This is a genomic window from Bartonella sp. CE47NXGY, assembly GCF_042195415.1.
Lineage (GTDB): Bacteria > Pseudomonadota > Alphaproteobacteria > Rhizobiales > Rhizobiaceae > Bartonella.
The window spans coordinates 1-17,764 of sequence record NZ_JBHIOI010000005.1 but is presented as its reverse complement, the minus strand read 5'-3'; the positions used below and the strand labels follow the sequence as shown (position 1 = coordinate 17,764).

14 protein-coding genes are annotated in these 17,764 nt (G+C 39.4%); 4 read left to right on the top strand and 10 right to left on the bottom strand.

The genetic code is table 11. The features are described 5' to 3' along the window. The first annotated feature begins 134 nt into the window (after positions 1-134). Positions 135-278 (top strand): hypothetical protein, encoded by a 144-nt coding sequence (locus ACFIL3_RS03135; protein WP_273790383.1) that lies wholly within the window; start codon positions 135-137, stop codon positions 276-278. A 315-nt stretch (positions 279-593) separates the two neighbouring features. Here the strand turns inward: ACFIL3_RS03135 and ACFIL3_RS03130 are convergent, their stop codons facing one another. After that, entirely contained in the window at positions 594-2,474 is a 1,881-nt protein-coding gene (locus tag ACFIL3_RS03130; RefSeq protein ID WP_375638023.1) for an AsmA family protein, read from the bottom strand. Positions 2,475-2,790: 316 nt separating this feature from the next. Between ACFIL3_RS03130 and folD the strand changes: the two genes are divergently transcribed. Next, entirely contained in the window at positions 2,791-3,690 is a 900-nt protein-coding gene (gene folD / locus ACFIL3_RS03125) for a bifunctional methylenetetrahydrofolate dehydrogenase/methenyltetrahydrofolate cyclohydrolase FolD (RefSeq protein ID WP_375629801.1), read from the top strand. A gap of 66 nt (positions 3,691-3,756) precedes the next feature. Here folD and edd read toward each other — a convergent pair whose 3' ends face one another. The 7 genes from edd to ACFIL3_RS03090 form a co-directional block, all read right to left on the bottom strand. Next, positions 3,757-5,580 carry a phosphogluconate dehydratase gene (gene edd, locus ACFIL3_RS03120; RefSeq protein WP_375668501.1) on the bottom strand — a complete coding sequence of 608 codons (1,824 nt, stop codon included), beginning with the start codon at positions 5,578-5,580 and terminating at the stop codon, positions 3,757-3,759. 55 nt (positions 5,581-5,635) lie between these two features. Beyond that, positions 5,636-6,388: a 6-phosphogluconolactonase gene (pgl, locus tag ACFIL3_RS03115; RefSeq protein ID WP_375668500.1), complete on the bottom strand. Its 753-nt coding sequence runs from the start codon at positions 6,386-6,388 to the stop codon at positions 5,636-5,638. A 10-nt stretch (positions 6,389-6,398) separates the two neighbouring features. Further along, on the bottom strand, positions 6,399-7,871 hold the full coding sequence (zwf, locus tag ACFIL3_RS03110) for a glucose-6-phosphate dehydrogenase (protein ID WP_375668499.1): 1,473 nt from the start codon (positions 7,869-7,871) through the stop codon (positions 6,399-6,401). A 120-nt stretch (positions 7,872-7,991) separates the two neighbouring features. Next, positions 7,992-9,275 (bottom strand): NAD(P)/FAD-dependent oxidoreductase, encoded by a 1,284-nt coding sequence (locus ACFIL3_RS03105; RefSeq protein WP_375668517.1) that lies wholly within the window; start codon positions 9,273-9,275, stop codon positions 7,992-7,994. A gap of 11 nt (positions 9,276-9,286) precedes the next feature. Next, on the bottom strand, positions 9,287-10,714 hold the full coding sequence (locus ACFIL3_RS03100) for a glutamine synthetase family protein (RefSeq protein ID WP_273790377.1): 1,428 nt from the start codon (positions 10,712-10,714) through the stop codon (positions 9,287-9,289). A 455-nt stretch (positions 10,715-11,169) separates the two neighbouring features. Then, on the bottom strand, positions 11,170-11,406 hold the full coding sequence (locus tag ACFIL3_RS03095) for a class I SAM-dependent methyltransferase (protein ID WP_375668516.1): 237 nt from the start codon (positions 11,404-11,406) through the stop codon (positions 11,170-11,172). Between the two features lie 415 nt (positions 11,407-11,821). Beyond that, on the bottom strand, positions 11,822-12,091 hold the full coding sequence (locus ACFIL3_RS03090; RefSeq protein WP_375613546.1) for a hypothetical protein: 270 nt from the start codon (positions 12,089-12,091) through the stop codon (positions 11,822-11,824). Positions 12,092-12,638: 547 nt separating this feature from the next. Between ACFIL3_RS03090 and ACFIL3_RS03085 the strand changes: the two genes are divergently transcribed. Together ACFIL3_RS03085 and ACFIL3_RS03080 are read left to right on the top strand one after the other, a co-directional pair. Next, on the top strand, positions 12,639-14,060 hold the full coding sequence (locus ACFIL3_RS03085) for a coproporphyrinogen-III oxidase family protein (RefSeq protein WP_375681830.1): 1,422 nt from the start codon (positions 12,639-12,641) through the stop codon (positions 14,058-14,060). Between the two features lie 10 nt (positions 14,061-14,070). Then, positions 14,071-15,291, top strand: coding sequence for an MFS transporter (locus ACFIL3_RS03080; RefSeq protein ID WP_375681829.1), 1,221 nt, complete (start codon positions 14,071-14,073; stop codon positions 15,289-15,291). Positions 15,292-16,284: 993 nt separating this feature from the next. Here the strand turns inward: ACFIL3_RS03080 and ACFIL3_RS03075 are convergent. Further along, on the bottom strand, positions 16,285-16,653 hold the full coding sequence (locus ACFIL3_RS03075; protein ID WP_375681828.1) for a hypothetical protein: 369 nt from the start codon (positions 16,651-16,653) through the stop codon (positions 16,285-16,287). Between the two features lie 457 nt (positions 16,654-17,110). After that, a complete protein-coding gene (locus ACFIL3_RS03070) occupies positions 17,111-17,263 on the bottom strand; it encodes a hypothetical protein (protein ID WP_375613550.1) in 153 nt (50 codons plus the stop codon). Positions 17,264-17,764 lie beyond the last annotated feature (501 nt).

Sequence of the window (17,764 nt, the reverse complement as noted above, 5' to 3'; positions counted from 1 at the left end):
TATAGAGTTTTTTTAGCTTTATGAGATAATAATAGGAACTTATAGATCCTTAAGTGATTCTGCTTTCATAAAAGTTTAAATAATGCACCATTCATCTTTGCATTCAGTCATTGATGCATCCGTGGAGGAAAAATATGTCTGCTAAAAAAGCTACAATTATTACGATTACAACCCTCTTAGCCTTTATTTTGATTACAGTGGGAATTGGTTCTGTTGGAGCCGACGGGAAGCATACAATTACCAAAGATGGCTATGGTATTTCTTCTGCGATTCAATAAGCACTGGCCAACATCCTCCTTAAAATTTTAATGTTTTTTAGCAATTTTTATAAGATTAGCACCGATATTATGAATCTCTTGTATTTGAAAGATTCCATAAGAAGGTTTTTTATTCCTCTCTTCAGTCATTTATCTATACCAACCTCACTTATTATGACGGTGAGGATGGTTTTTACTGCTTCACGACGAACGGATTTAAAATGAGAGAATCTTCCGATAATGGGAGCTCTGATTTAAATTTAAAAGACAATTTTAAGTTGCAAAAAGACGAATTACCATTATAGGATAGAATATTATACAGATGAAAAACGATACTCAATCTGCGTTAATATCTTTTGTAACCCAAAAATCGCCATGATTTTGTCCTTTAGAGCTTAGAGAAAATGTAAAAGGCCATGCAAGGCTATTAGCAAGACATTGGACATCTTTACATAAAGTTTCTGATCTATAGTTTTTGCGTAGTTGTGCCTGTAATATCAGTTCATTTTCCTTCCCTTGCGCAATAGCAGTTGCAATGATTCCTTGAATGGATAAGCTCAAGTCTGCTGTACGCATTAATGACTCTGTTACCTTCATCATACCTTCTGAAAAGCTTGTCTGAATATCCCAGTGATCAAATGTTGTTGAAAAAGTATCATTATTCATTAAAAGAAATTGTTGTTTATTTGAAAGTCTTGTTTGTAATTCATTCAGATCATACCCTAATAGCCGACCAGAAGACATCTTCAGTGTTAACTCACCCTGCATTTTCGTAAAAATTTCTGGCCAAGAATCAGCAAGTGTTCGTACCGTTGCAGTAAAATTCGTTTTGCTTTGTATAAATGGAATAAATCCCAAGATTTCTAAAGTCTCCTGCATATCAATAGAAGCACCTGAAATATTTCCTCCAATACGCACTTTCTGTCCAGCTGAAGTAACTTCAATATTACTTTGCACAGATCCACCAAAAATATTCGCATGTCCAAGATCAAAAATACCATGACCATCTCTTATTTGTATTGCAGCAGCTAAATTTGTGAGTGAAATATTTCCTATTTTAGCTTGTGGCGCAGAAAGTCGTATATCCACGCCAATACAATCAAAAGTTCTCATGTCAAAGCAGGCATTTTTCTTTTTACCTGAAAAAAACATTGAACCCAAGAGGCTAAGGTCTAGATTATCAAAGGCTAAAGAGCCCATGACATTTGGTACATAATCTTGAAAATCGAGTTTTAAAGCTCCTCGCGCATTGGCTTTCCCCATCGTAAATGTAACATTGTTCATTTGGATATGCATTGGCTGCGCTAAAAAATGAGATTCCCATACAATGGGTATTTTTAATTTATGTCCCCAAAACTGATTTCCACCAACCCAAGACAATGTCTGATTCCATCCAGGAGAACGCATTGACACTTTTCCGTCAAAAATATAATATTCAGATAATCGAGCCTTTCCTGTAAAAGTTATTCCCCCACGTACAGAATTGAGACTTGCCCTAATATGACTTTTGCCTCCAGCAAGAAGCAGTAATGCTTGAGAAGCATCAAGTGATAATTTTGTAAACTCTCCGCGCCAACGCGCATCTGCACGTAACCGTACTTCCTGAGTTGATTCCGGCCAATCTAAAGTTGCATTTAATCCTGTTATTTTTTCTGCTACTCCTGAAAAACTATCGTGATACACAAGAACACCATTTTTAATGACAATCCGTCCAAAAGGTTGTTTTAAAAGGTGCTCTATCTCTGGATGCTCAGGATTATGTTTTAATATTTCACGCGTATTACGTATTGCCACCCCTAATGCACCTTGTGAGCGAGAAAACCGATCAAAAAAATCTGCTATTGTTTTAACAGGCTTTTCCATAACAAATTGAGGACGCATAATCCGCGTCTCTGAAAAAGAAATATGTCCCCAAAGAAGATCGACGACAGAAAGATCAACTTCTATTGATTCAGCTTCCATTAATGGCGCAACATCATCCATTTTTGATGTTAAAGTAACGCCAGAAAGAAATGCTTTAGGATAAGGAAAAAGATGTAACCGCGGTGGATCACGCAATTGCACATTGTAACCCGTCCATGCACTTAAATCCTGCGCTAAACGAATACGAATCGCATCTGTAGAAATAAGATAAGGTAAAACGAGAATCCCCACTCCAAATAAAAAGATAATTGTAATAAAAACTCCGCTCAAAAATTTTATTATTCTGATGCGCACATTATCCCTCTATACTTATCCCCCTATAACAGATTAAAAACAAACTTAAATGATCATAAAAAGTTTTTATAATCCTATAATTCACTATATCCACTTTGTATCTTCATTATTTTTGTTCTTTATCCAAAATTTATTCAAACAGCAATGTTGCTGCTTCTTTATAAAGCAATTATTTAAAAGTCTTCAAAACTATAAATCCACAACATTATAAAACCATTCTTACTGTTCTCATATGAATATTGCTATAAAACTCTATCGTATTATTAGAAAATGCTTTACAAAAAAAAACAAACAGCCTTACCGAAAGGATCTCTGAATGAATAATATTATCGACGGAAAAAAACTTGCTGAAGAGATTATTGTGAAAGTTAAGGCCGAAACAGCAAAGCTCCGCCATCACTATAATATACAACCTAGTATCGCTGTTATTATCGTTGGAGATGATCCTGCAAGTCAAGTATATGTCACCTCAAAAAATAAAAAAGCCGAAGAATGTGGGTTTCTTTCAATCAAACATGTCGTTTCCAAAGAAACGCAAGAAAAAGAACTCCTTCAACTTATTGCAACATTAAATTCTGATCCCAAAATTCATGGTATTTTGGTACAGCTGCCTCTCCCTGCTCATATGAATACAAATCGCATAACACAAGCCGTTGCTTTCCAAAAAGATGTTGATGGTTTTCATTATATTAATGTAGGAAAACTCGCGGCAAATGCACTTGAAGATGCAATTATTCCCTGCACTCCAGCTGGTGCCATGATGATGATTGAACAACACTGTGGACGAGATTTATCTGGACTTGATGCTGTCGTTGTTGGACGCTCTAATATTGTTGGAAAACCTATGGCTGCCCTTTTAACAGCAGCCAATGCCACTGTGACAATTGCCCATAGTCGTACCCGTGACCTTGATGATGTGTGTCGAAGCGCTGATATTCTAGTAGCAGCTGTAGGCCGCCCACAAATGATTAAAAAAGACTGGATAAAAGATGGTGCAATTGTTATTGATGTCGGTATTAACCGCGTTGCTGCACCAGAAAAAGGTATAGGGAAAACACGTCTTGTTGGTGATGTCGATTTTGAAAACGTAAAAGAAAAAGCTGCTGCGATCACCCCTGTTCCAGGAGGCGTTGGACCAATGACAATTGCCATGCTTATGGTTAATACACTCAAAGCCGCCGCGCGATCACACAATCTGCCGATACCAAAATTCTAAAAATTGTAACAATTCCTTGTATATGGTTTCATTGTATATGATTCAGCTTATTTATTTTTGCATTTTTCATGTCATAAAAACAGATGCCCCTTGATCTGCACGATTAACGGATTGACGAAAAACATGAAAAAGTTCGCGTCCAACACCATGTTCGTTTTTTGAAAGATCCGGAGGTATGATTTTTCGCGCGTTAAATTTTGCTAAATCCTCCAAAAGAGTTAATTTACCCTCATGAGCATCAAGAAAAACAATATCACCATCCTGCAAACGTGCAATGGGGCCATTATCCACTGCTTCTGGTGTCACATGGAGAGCAGCAGGAATTTTTCCTGACGCTCCTGACATACGCCCATCGGTTATCAATGCTACCTTTTGACCGCGATCTTGTAAAACGCCTAAAATGGTTGTTAATTTATGAAGCTCTGGCATACCATTGGCTTTTGGTCCTTGATAGCGAATGACAGCGATAAAGTCTTTATTATGCAACACTCCAGATTTAAAAGATTTTTGTAGTTCCTCTTGATCATTAAAAACAAAGACTGGTGCTTTAATCTGCCAATACTCTGGTTTAACAGAGGAAACTTTTATAATAGCTGTTCCCAAATCTCCTGATAAAACACGAAGACCACCATCAAGCTGAAATGGCTTTCTCCACCCCGCTAACACCTTATGATCACCACTTTCCTTAAGAGCCGCTTCACGCACCACATGACCATCAGCAGAAAGCTTTGCTTCAATTGCATAAGCATTGAGATCTTTACCAAAAACCGTAGAAACATCTTCATGTACCAAACCTGCCTCAATAAGCTCGCGGATAATAAATCCTATCCCCCCTGCTGCATAAAAATGATTAATATCTGCTAAACCGTTAGGATAAATGCGCGCTAAAAGAGGCACAACGGATGAAATTTCTGCAATATCATGCCATGTCAATTTAATACCGCAAACAGCAGCTATAGCAATCAAATGAATCGTATGATTGGTAGAACCTCCTGTTGCATTTAATCCTACAATAGCATTCACAAAAGAACGCTCATCAATGATCATTCCAAGTGGACTATAATGATCACCAAGATCTGTCATTTCAAGTACACGTTTCGTGGCTTCTTTTGTTAAAGCATCACGCAACGGTGTATTCGCATTAATAAAAGAAGCTCCCGGCATATGAAGCCCCATCATCTCCAGTATCACCTGATTAGAGTTAGCTGTTCCATAAAATGTACATGTTCCTGGCCCATGATAAGAACGTGCTTCCGATGCTAGAAGTGTTTGGCGATCTATTTTATTTTCCGCGTAAAGTTGACGTATCTTTGCTTTTTCATCATTACCTTGACCACTTGTCATAGGACCAGCAGCTATAAAAATTCCTGGTAAATGACCAAATGTTAGGGCACCAATCAATAAACCTGGCACAATTTTATCACACACCCCAAGATACAATGCTGCATCAAAGACATCGTGTGATAAGCTTATAGCTGTTGCCATTGCAATTACTTCACGCGAAAAAAGGGAAAGCTCCATCCCCGCATTTCCCTGCGTAACACCATCGCACATCGCGGGAACACCACCTGCAACCTGTGCAACACCACCAACCATACGGGCCGACTCTTTAATTAAGTGAGGAAATTTTTCAAAAGGTTGATGTGCTGAAAGTATATCATTATATGCCGTGATAATGCCAATATTCCCAACGATATTTCCCTTCAAACGCTCTTTATCTATTGCACCACAAGCAGCAAAGCCATGAGCCTGATTGGCGCATCCTAAAAAACTCCGTTTGGGGCGATGAACTTGTGCTTTCGCAATACGATCTAAGTAAATTTCTCGTGTTGATCGAGAACGTTCATAAATCCTTCGTGTAACTGTAGCAATTGTCTTGGAAAGTGCCATATTTCTCTCCCCCTTTCATTGTTTCTTCCCCTCATTCATTGAGAGAGATTACGTTTTATTCACCTTGTGTCGCATATTTTGATTCACTTATTTCATTTTCTGCAGGCGACCAATAAACCTGAACGAGATGAGGGGAATTACGCAAAATTGCCCGAATAGGCATTTCTGTTTCAGCCCCATCTTGACAAGCTTCCTCAAAACAATCGCGTTTCTGAAAACCCTCGAAATGGAGAATAATGCAACGAGATTGCATAATAACTGGCAAAGTTAGTGAGAGTCTTGGCTCAACAGCACTCTTAGCATGAAGGGGTAAAACAAGTGCTTGTGTTCGTAAATCAAGCGCTTGCTTTAAACGATCAGCATCAGGAAAAAAAGAAGCCGTATGTCCATCCTCCCCCATTCCTAAAACAACAACATCAAAGGGTTTAGGCAAAGTATTAACACGACTCGCCGCTGAAAAAGCAGCAAGTTCAGCAGTAATTGCTTTATGATAAAGCCCTACAAAACGTGCTTTTTCGGCAAAATTTTGTAACAAATGACACCGTACCATATGTTCATTTGAACGTTCATCGTGTGTAGGGACAAAACGTTCATCGACCAAAGTGATAATGATCTTTTGCCAATCAATATCTGCTTTTGACAAATAATGAAAAAACAATTCTGGTGTTTTACCACCAGACACCGCTAAAACTGCTCTCTTGCGCTCAAGAACAGATACACTAAGCTCTGCGGCTACTCGATCTGCTAATGCCAAAGCTAAAGTCTGAGGGGTTTCAAAGTCTAAACGATCAATATTCATTCTATACATACTTATTGCTCTAAACTAAATTGTTCCATATACGTCCATCACGTTCCATGAGGCTCATCGAAGCAGACGGACCCCACGAACCAGCGTTATAACTGTGAACAGGCTGTTTTATTGCTTCCCATCCCTCAATGATTGGATCAATCCAACGCCAAGCAGCCTCAACTTCATCACGACGCATAAACAGTGTTTGATCTCCACGAATAACATCCATTAATAAACGTTCATAAGCATCAGGATTACGTTCAGAAAATGCGGAAGCAAAACTCATGTCTAATGGAATGTGACGAAACCGCATACCGCCATAACTTGGATCCTTAATCATCAACCATTGTTTTACACCTTCATCAGGTTGGAGACGAATTACAAGCCGATTAGAAAAAATTTCATCTAAATCCACATTAAAAATATTATGAGGAATAGGTTTAAAAACCACAACAATTTCAGACATTCGCGTGAACATGCGCTTACCTGTTCGTAAATAAAAAGGCGTATTAGCCCAACGCCAGTTATCAATCTTAACCTTAAGTGCTACAAATGTTTCACTCTTACTCACTCTTCCTAGATCATCAAAATAAGACTCTACCGATATACCATTTGATAGACCAGAAAGATACTGCCCACGTACAGTATGCTGCCCTACATTATGGACATCAAGCGGTGTTAAAGAATGTAAAACTTTAAGTTTTTCATCGCGCACAGCATTAGCACTGTTGGTAAATGGTATTTCCATCGCAACCAAACAAAGTAACTGTAGCATATGGTTTTGAACCATATCGCGTAGAGCACCAGTGCTTTCATAGTATTCTGTACGCCCCTCTAACCCTAAAGATTCAGCAACGGTTATTTGAACATGATCAATATAATTGGAGTTCCATAGCGGTTCATAAAGTGTATTAACAAACCGCAATGCCATTAAATTTTGAACAGTTTCCTTCCCAAGATAATGATCAATGCGAAAGATCTGCTCTTCATTAAAGGCGCTTGCAAATACATCATTAAGTGAAATAGCTGTTTTTACATCGCAACCAATTGGTTTTTCAATGATAATCCGTGTTTGTGCTGTCACCAAATTATTTTTTCCCAACTTCATCGCAATATCAGCAAAAAGTGACGAACCAACAGCCAAATAAAAAGCTCGAATATCTGCTGAATCTTGTGACAGAAGGAGAGCTAAATCCTCCCACCCTCGATTTGAGGTAACATCAACAGAAACGTAAGTTAAACGTGCAAGAAAACGATTGAGTTCTGTTGAATTGAGATCTTTTGGATGGATATGTTTTTCTAAAGAAATGCGAACAAAATTTTGATATTCTTCACAACTTAAGGAAGTGCGCGAAACCCCAATAATACGTGTTGGCTCACTGAATTGCCCAGCACACTGACAATGATATAAAGCCGGCAAAAGCTTGCGCAACGCCAGATCACCATTGCCACCAAAAACAATACAATCAAAGGAAGAAACTGGAATAATTTTACGCACCATGAACTTGTTTATTTTTCTATTCGATTATGAAATCCCATATCACTTATAAAAGCTTTCATCATTAAAGCAGACAGATACTAAATAAGCCATTAATTTTCTTCATTTCAAGCAATGTTTACATTAAAGGCGATCCAATAAAGAAAACCAACGCATTGCTAAAAATATAAGCGGATAACGCAAAACGCGTCCCCCCGGAAAAGATGAAATCTTTAAGTCTTGGAAATAGGAAAAACGTTCATATTTTCCAGTTAACCATTCTGCGTATAATTTTCCCACGAAAGGAGCCAGCATAACGCCATGCCCTGAATAACCACCACAATAAGTCATCCTTGAGAAAAGTTGGCGAACATAGGGCATGCGTTCAACTGTGATGGCAACCGTTGCTCCCCACCGATGGCTTAAATTGATAGAATGTAATTGAGGATAAATTTCAACAATTTGCCGTTTTATACGTTCATCTAAATTTAGAGGATGCTTATTATCATAACTTTCTACACCACCAAATAAGAGACGATTATCAATGCTTTTGCGAAAATAGCGAACCATAAAACGGGAATCATCAACCGATTCCCCCCCTATAAGAATTGAACTATGCTTTGGTAATGGGTCCGTTGCTCCAATATAAGAGCGAATAGAAACAATATTTTTCTCAATAAAACGCTCCAGACCAAGTTTATACCCATTTGTTGCAAGTAAAACATGCTCTGCTGTTACACTGCCTTTTTCTGTTATTACTTTCCAATGTGCTCCCTTGCGCCTTATGGTCGTTACTTGTGACTTCTCATAAAGCTTAGCACCAGCATCTTGTGCTCTTTTTGCCAACCCAATAATCAATTTTAAGGGATTTATATGACCGGTATCCGCATCATAAATACCACCACAATAAAAAGTTGATCCAAGTCGCTCAAATGTTTCAGCCTTATCCATAAAAGTAAGCGCGTGATAGCCATAACGCTGCATCGCCTCAATATGCCGTTGATAAGAGAGAAGCTCACGCCTTTTATGAGTTACAGAAAGCTGTCCTCCTATCAAATCACACGGACAATTAGGCATTGCGCATAAAGCTAAAATATCTCTTTTAGCTTCTTCTGCCAAATCAAACAGAGCCTTACTCCGCTCAAAACCATACTTTTTTTCTAATGTTTCTACCCATTGCCGTTGCCCTGTTCCCAGCTGTCCACCATTGCGCCCTGAAGCACCATCACCAAAACGTGATGCTTCAAATAAAACAACATCTACTCCAGCCTTGGCTAAATGATAAGCAGCCGAAAGACCCGTAAATCCGCCTCCAATAATGACCACATCACACTGTCTGTTTTCACAAAAAGAAGGATACGATGGACGTTCTCTTAAAGCATCTTCATACCAAGAAATTCCTGGAGAAATTGAATTATAATCAATCATCGTCATAAAATTTAAACATTCAGCAGGAGATATTCACGCTCCCACGGACTGATTACTTCCATAAAAGTTTCAAACTCTTGGCGTTTGATTGCAGCATAAGTACTGACAAACACATCCCCTAAAATAGCACGTATCACTGTATCTTGTTCAAACAAATTGACTGCCTCAATGAGTCCACGCGGCAACTCAATATTATCAGCGTTTACATTATTTGTCGCTGGCTCATCCGGCTCAATTTTTTGTTGCAAACCAATAAGACCACACGCTAAAGAAGCTGCAAGAGCTAAATAAGGATTCGCATCTGATGAAGGAAGTCTATTCTCAACACGTCGCGCTTGAGGAGCAGAACGGGGAACTCGAAAAGCTGTAGTACGATTATCATATCCCCATCGCAAATTAACAGGAGCCGAATTATCAGGGACAAGACGTCGATAAGAATTCACATAAGGTGCAAGCATCACAAGTACCCCTGGCATATGTTTTTGCAATCCACCAATAAAATGGCGAAAACAGATACTTTCTTCACCATTTTCCTGTGTAAAAATATTCATACCGGTTTTCTTATCAACAACCGATTGGTGAATATGCATAGCAGAACCCGGCTGCCCTTGAATGGGTTTTGCCATAAAAGTTGCATACATATTATGTTTTAGTGCTGCTTCACGAATTGTTCGTTTAAACATAAAAACTTGATCCGCTAACTCAATAGGATCACCATGACGTAAATTAATTTCAAACTGACCTGCTCCTTCTTCATGAATGAGGGTATCAATTTCCAATCCTTGTGCCTCTGAAAATTGATAAATATCATCAATCAAATCATCAAATTCATTAACACCAGCAATGGAGTACCCCTGTCCACCACCAATTGAACGCCCAGAACGACCAACCGGTGGAACTAACGGATAATCAGGATCGGGATTTTTTTGTACCAAATAAAACTCAATTTCTGGTGAAACAACAGGGCTTAAACCCATTTTTGTGTAAAAGTGAACCACCGTTCGTAAAACATTGCGTGGTGTGTAATCTACAACCTGACCATTTTGATACACAAGATCACAAATCACCTGTGCCGTAGGAGCATCTTCCCATGGAACAATGCTTAACGTAGAAAGATCAGGCTCAAGGCGTAAATCACCATCTGCTTTAGGATATTCAAAACCATGACCATCTTCCGGATAATCCCCTGAAATTGTTGCCATAAAAACTGCTGAAGGCAATGCCAATGATGTTTCCGATGTAAATTTTTTAGAAAGCATCATCTTGCCCCGTGGTACCCCTGCTTGATCAGGCGTAATACATTCAATATCCTCTACCTTACGGAAAGCAAGCCATTGTGAAACTTGTTCCCAATTGTGCACACCACGTAAACTTTTGAGAAAACGAGAAACAGGTTTAAAATTCTTACTTTTCGTTTGTTTACCATTTTTTACATCCATAACATACCAACTTTAAAAACAATCAAGTCCTATTCTTATTGTATCAGCCCATGCATAAACGACACGAAAAAAAATTATCAACTGATATTTTTGAAGAATACTATAAGATCCATCAAGGTAAAAGAACTTTGCGCTCAAAAAGCTATCCTATCATCATAGTGAAAAAATTGATATTGCACGCGATACATCGGTGCGAACCTTCTCCTTATATAAAACAGCGAGAAATACCATATTGTACGTAACCTAATTCCGATTCAAATAATCATATATAAGCAAACATTGGCGAGAATAATAAAGGCGAGATATTTAATTTCCTTTTGGTTGTAGCAATGCTTAATTAAAAGAAAAGAAACTTTTCTTTTAATATGAAGCAAGTTTTGTAACTCTATTGTTATCCACGTAGAAGTAAACACCCTAGGATGGTGAATAGCCTTTACAGCTGTGCTTACAAATACTCACCCCGCCGTAATATGCGTAAATGTATTTTCAGGATAAGACATACGCTCAGCATTTCCAATATGAAACTTAACCATCGCCTGCATAATAGAGCTATCAACCTTGTTCTGAGCGGATGGTACAAACTCTGCACTTATATCAATTTCCACCGCTTGACATTGCTCTTCGCACACAATATTTAGAGCTGAGAATCCAGTAGAGCATACCAAATCCAATAGATAGGAATTTTTGCTAATTGCGCCATGCGGGATCCAACATCTGATAGTCTCCAGCCCACTAGGAGATGTGTTATTTATATCTAAAAAGCCAAAAAATCAGGATATGAGAACACAATAATATCAATTTCCTTTGAACTAAAGTCCTTCATCGTCGATCTTCCACCATCGTAAATTTTTTTTTGTATCAGTTGCTTTCACATACTTTGACTTCTGACCTAGTGATACTGTGCAGATTGAGTACACATCCCCAGAGCCCAGATTGTAATTAAGTTCGTACCATTCTGCTCTTTTATAGAGCTAATATTTGAAAATAAATAACCATAATCTTTAGATATAACACGCCTAGGTTCAATAATTACCGTAAGCTTATGTAAACCACAACCCAATTGTGATAATGCCTCATAAATTTTACGAGGGTATTCGTCATTGATCGTCATGGCATCGCAGAACGCTGTGGAAGTCGGATATCCCCGCCTAAACTGATAAAACTTTTTTGATCCTTCAATGCGTAAATATCCTTTCCAGCCTTAGTTAAGGTGGATACTATTAACTCAGTCGAATTCAAATTAGAGCCCACATGCAAAGGCACCCCATTAAGCCTAATCCTATTGGATTCTAGCAAAGACAATGCAGCACGTAACTTCGTCGCAGTCATACCAAAACGCGATCTATCCCCGTTTGCCAGTACATGACACAATCTCAATGAGATTTTAGGTAATATGTCAAAATGGCGAGCAAGAGCGATGATGCCATGTCATTCGATAATATTATCACACTGGACATTTATATGTTTTCTAATAGATAATTCTATCTCTTCTCGAAGTTTTACAGAGATATTAAAATCTCTACCTTTAAAACCATCTTTTGCGCTAATGATATTTCATAACCAGACGCAAATTCCAAGACCCAGCAATATAACAATGATGTCCCGCACGTCCATTAAAATACCCTGCTTTTTCTCGCTCTAGGCATTCATAGCCCGACCACGTAAAACAGGGTACCAATTACAATATCAGACCATAAGACTGCAAGAGAAAGTTCTTTTATAAATAGACATTTTTTATCTTTCCATTGCCTCTTAAACAAGCTCATCTGTTCATATAATGAGTTATATGTATAATACATATAACTTCTACAAAAGGAGGATTCATTATGTTCCGTGAAAATCTTTGGTAATACACTCGGATAATTGGATCACCAGTCGCCCGTCAATAATATAGTGCGCGTTAAGAAATTGGGGGAGATAAGCTATGCAACTCGTGGATCATCCTTTTGTGAAATTCGATCAACTCAAGCTGATTTACAACTTCACATATCCGTTATTTCGCACTATTTCAAATGAATTTTACGATTACCTAGACTTTAATAAACTAGCGCACAGTAAGCAGATTCCACAAGCGCATACTATTTCTCTTTATTTGCATATTCCCTTTTGTGAAACCATCTGTTCCTTCTGTCCCTTTCAGAAAGGGGCCTACAAGCACGTTAAGCAAATCGAATCTTATATGTCAGCGCTTACCACAGAGATCAGAAACAAAGGAAATTTCATTCGCTCGCTTAGAGGGCCCATCCGCAGCATCTATATAGGGGGCGGCACACCGTCGCTTTTGTCTGCAGATAATATCCGCCACATCGGAAAAGTATTGCATGCCGAATTTGAGCTCTCTTCCTTAACTGAGCTTACACTGGAAAGCGAACCGAAGAGCGTCACACGTGATAAACTTTATGCTGCCCGTGAGATCGGCGTTAACCGGATCAGCTTCGGTATACAGAGTTTCATTGAGCGTTTCCGATCATTGTTTAACCTCACCTCAACACGTGAACAAATCAACAATACCGTAGCTTGGTCACAAGAGATAATTGGACATGTCGGTTTAGACCTACTATATGGCATGCACAGCCAGCAAGCCGAAGAACTATTATACGATTTGAAGCAAGCCAGCGAGCTTCACCCTGAAACCATCAACCTCTATGCAATTAACAATCTGGCTATCACGTCGCAACTGCATAAGTCTTACGCACAAAAAGGGCTAAAGCCATCCAGCCTACAGCATCGACAGATGCTTCGCTTATTTAGCGACATCGTTATGCGCAGCTGCGGCTATGCGCCGTGTAATGGGCATTCCTATATCAAAATTGCCAATAACACTCCTCTAACGCTCGCTAAAACGAGTTCAGCTAATTATTTCCGCTATCACAAATATTTGCATGGTTATCATGACGATTATGTGGTTGGCTTCGGGGCGTCAGCAATGTCGATTCTCGGCTCACTCGTCACACGAGCCAATCCCAGTCGAAGCGGATACATTACCGACATACAACTTAAAGGCAAATCCAAAGTATACTACAATTGGGTATCAGCAGAGCAACAAGCCTCCAAGGCTTTGTGTATGAGGCTACCTTATAACGGTTATGCCAAAAAAGAAAGAATTGACTGGACCGCACTCCCCTCTTTCGTTTACAATAACCTACAACAGCTCATAGGTGCAGGTCTCATCGCAGAAAGTGATAACGATCTCCAGCTGACTCAGCGTGGTTGGCAATGGTATTCCAACCTTATGTATTTTCTTCTACCTCAGGCAGATAGGAATATCTTGGACGGCTATGTCGCAAACATGCTGAATACAACCGCCGTACTTGATGGAACAGTGGAAACCTGTGTGGCATCTTAAGGAGAACAGAATGTTCACGCTTTTTTCCAACAAGAACATACGCTATTTTTGCCTAACCGTTAGTCTTCTCGCCTTACTCAGCGGTGCTTTGCGCACTGCCATCCCGCTATTAGCAAGACAATCTGGATATGGCGTAGTCGGAGTAAGTTGGGCGCAAGGTCTCTTTTCATTAGCGTGGCCAATTTTCGGCATCCTTGCAGGCGCTTTACTTGATCGCTGCGACAAAATAAAACTTGCTACCACAGCTCTCCTCATCTTCATGCTACTGCATATTGTCCTGTTCATACTACTTATGATACAGATTGCTCCAGCCGAACAAATTTTCTTCTATGCAACCATTGCTGGATTCATCGTCGTTTCTGCCGAAGCTTATATAATGACGATTCCACCACTTATCATGGAGGGAGAGCGATTGATGACCTTCTACTCTATTGTCTTGTTTTTAGATTTCGGGGTCTCCTATTTTCTTGCCCCTGTCATAACAAGCAGCATTTTAGCGCATAGCACACTGCTATTTCTCGGCCTGTTAATCGTGCTTTTTATCGCATTGATTTTTACCGCTCGCCATGCTGTTCCGACATCGCCAACACCTGATAAAGAAAACATCACTTTCCGTTATATCATTGCCGGCTTTCGTTTCATTTTTTCAAATCGGCATCTTACCTCCCTTACATTACTCACATTCTTTCTATCGGTGGTATTTGGAGCATTCCTAACCTCATTCATCTTCTTCGTTACCGACAGTCGGTATCTGGGCCTACATAGCAGCCAATATGGCGTGATGTTTGCAGCCTACGCGCTTGGAACAATGGCAGGAGCCCTATTTGCGCCGCGTATACGCTATGCACCGGTGCGCCTAGCTGTTCTCACTGACGGTTTAGGAACGGTTGTCTTGCTGCTGATTCCAGCCTTTTCAAAAAGTGCTGTCGTCGTATGGGGCGTCACCTTTATTGCTGGCGTTGGAGCAAGCTTATGGTTTATTGGTGTTACCGCCTTCAGGCAGCGCCTCACACCAAAGCAACTTCTCGGGCGAGCTAATTCTGCTTTTCGGGTGATAGGCTATGCTGGAACGCCGGTCGGAAGCTTTTTGGTCGGCGTCCTTGGTTCTTTTATATCATTGCAGTTTGCTGCCACCTTTATCGCTGGACTACTATTGGTAGCTATCGCGATAACGCTTCCATTTCTTTGGCAGGCTGATCATATAGACACCCCCAACCCTGCCACGAGGTAACAGCTGCTTTTAAAAAAAGACACGGTCGAAAAAGGCACACATACCCTATTACGCAATCAATTGATCTATTCTTTGGACGAGAAAATTATCACCATAATGGCTGATAGAGCCAGCGGCGCTATAGAAGCAGCCAAACAAACGCTAAAGACAAAACAGCCCCTTTACGTTGCATTGGGCGATGATCCAACGCCTATATGAAGGATGCAGAGAGCTTATAGCGTACGGAGCGCGATTCTTAACTAAAAACTCCGCCCTAGCAATACCCCCTTATACTCCATCCATCACTCGCTGGACAATCAAATACCTCACCCCTTTACTGCTCCTCAAAATACATTTTGCTTCACTTACGCGCCGTATTCTTCCTTTGTAATTAAAAGAGCATCCCTCCTTTCCTCATTTAGGATCTCTGCCTACACAATGCAGCAACAGATGCGACCATATATGCAATCACGCCTTAGAACCTGCATAGTAGAAAGCTTAGTTCGAGAGATTCATAAAGCCTATATCCCAATAAATTTTCCACCCAATCCACCTTTTAAAAGGGCGGCTTTATATAAACCGTTAGAGCAAGCTATGAAATCCTTAGGTGTATTAGAAATAATTGACGGTTTTTACCTCAGACCAATGTTGATTGACTTTTACTCGTGCATATACGCAAGCAGTGCTACTCTTTTCTTAGATAGAAAGGACATAATCGTTACCATCTGACCTATTATTGTTTGAAAATAAAGAAAAAGTATCAGTGCAACTGATGATATTGAAGAGCTATCTCATTATGTAGCTGTACTTAATTACGGCATTGGGAAGCTAGTCACGTAATCACCCCCTTCTGCGCGCGCCTTCTGCATGATATTCATAAGATTTTATTACGCGGTAAACGCGGTACGTCCAAAAGCCTTGGCGAATTTCGCAAAGCACAAAATTAGCTTGGTGGTACACAACTAAAGACAGCGTCATTCGTGCCGCCCACTCCTACCACAGCCCCCACTCTCTCTACCACCATCCCCCCCGCTTAGAATCGCGCCAACTCATCACCAGTGCCTCGTTAAACACCACACCAGTCTCAAGGGCGGTAAAATGCGCCTTGCCGCATTTAATCTTCAGCATTTCTTTAAGGCGCAAATCAAAATCGCTATTCGTTCCTTTTGTTTCCAGTACAAAATAAAGCTTTTGTTCGCCATCCCTCTCTAAAAAAACCGCCCAATCAGACGTATAAGAACCAATGGGAATGATTATTTTAAAACTTCTTGGCAGTTTAAAAAACAATCTTACATCAGAGTCATTATCGAGATTTTGCGCAAACTCTTTCTCAATACGGCTCTCACAAATCACATGATCATAAACACTTTTCTCATTGACCACCGCCGGCCATATGATAGCCTTTTCCGACCTAATTTTACAGATGTGGGATCAATCTTATTATGATGCGCACATCCAGAGATTATTTTATCCTCTGCATTAGAACCAAAAACATGAACAATACGCAGAGGCTTCGGTAAGAAGGCCAACTGCTCAATCTCAATCTACACGAAAATGCATGTGCAGGCGAATGCCCCCCATAATATGCAATATTTCAAGCCCGTCCATAGTGGTACCCCTTTTAAAAATTGTGCCTATGGCTTATAATAATCTCCAAAATATACATTTAGCCCTTGTCTGAAATAACTCAATTTTGGATTGATGAGAACGAAAACGCGCTGCGATAATCACGTTGTTCAGCCCTCATGACCGGCAAAAGGGCGCCAATATTCCTGTACCACCAACGACTAACTAACGGTATTTCTTATCATTTTTGATCATATCCTCCACCCTTATTATTTTAAAATTTATACATTTCATCAACAAGATGTGCGCAGCAAGCCCGTACATCTTCGCTGTTCAGTCTCCATGTACGGCCTGCGTTCTCAGACACAAAATCATCTTTAGCCGAAGCAACTTGATATTGCAGAGCTTGTCTATAAAGCGTATGCACAACTGGTACCCCATAAACATCGTATAGTATATAAAAAACACAATAAAGTCAATATGTTGTTTGCAATTATTTTATAAGAATCTACTTAAGAATCCATACTTTTATACGTGATTCATTTGACCATTTTTTATATAAGATTGCCATGGATGAATAGACTGTAAAAAGCAAATCATGATGCAAATATTATAACGCATGTAAACGTTCAAATGAAATGAAAAGCAGATATCATTCATAACAGTTCATAAATTTTATGGTACGTTTTTATCACAGCACAAATCACATTATTTAAAAATTTAGTCGTTTGAAAATATCGATAACATAAATTGTATAGGTTTAAAAAATGGTATGAGTTTTGCTCTTTTTTGAGCTAAACCTTCAAAGGAATAATCGTTTGAAACGGTCATAAGCTTATAGGTTTAGTTTATAAAGATTGCATAAAAGGATTTAAAGACAAGATCGATTTTATAACCACGGTATTTTTTTACCGAGGTAGGAAATAAA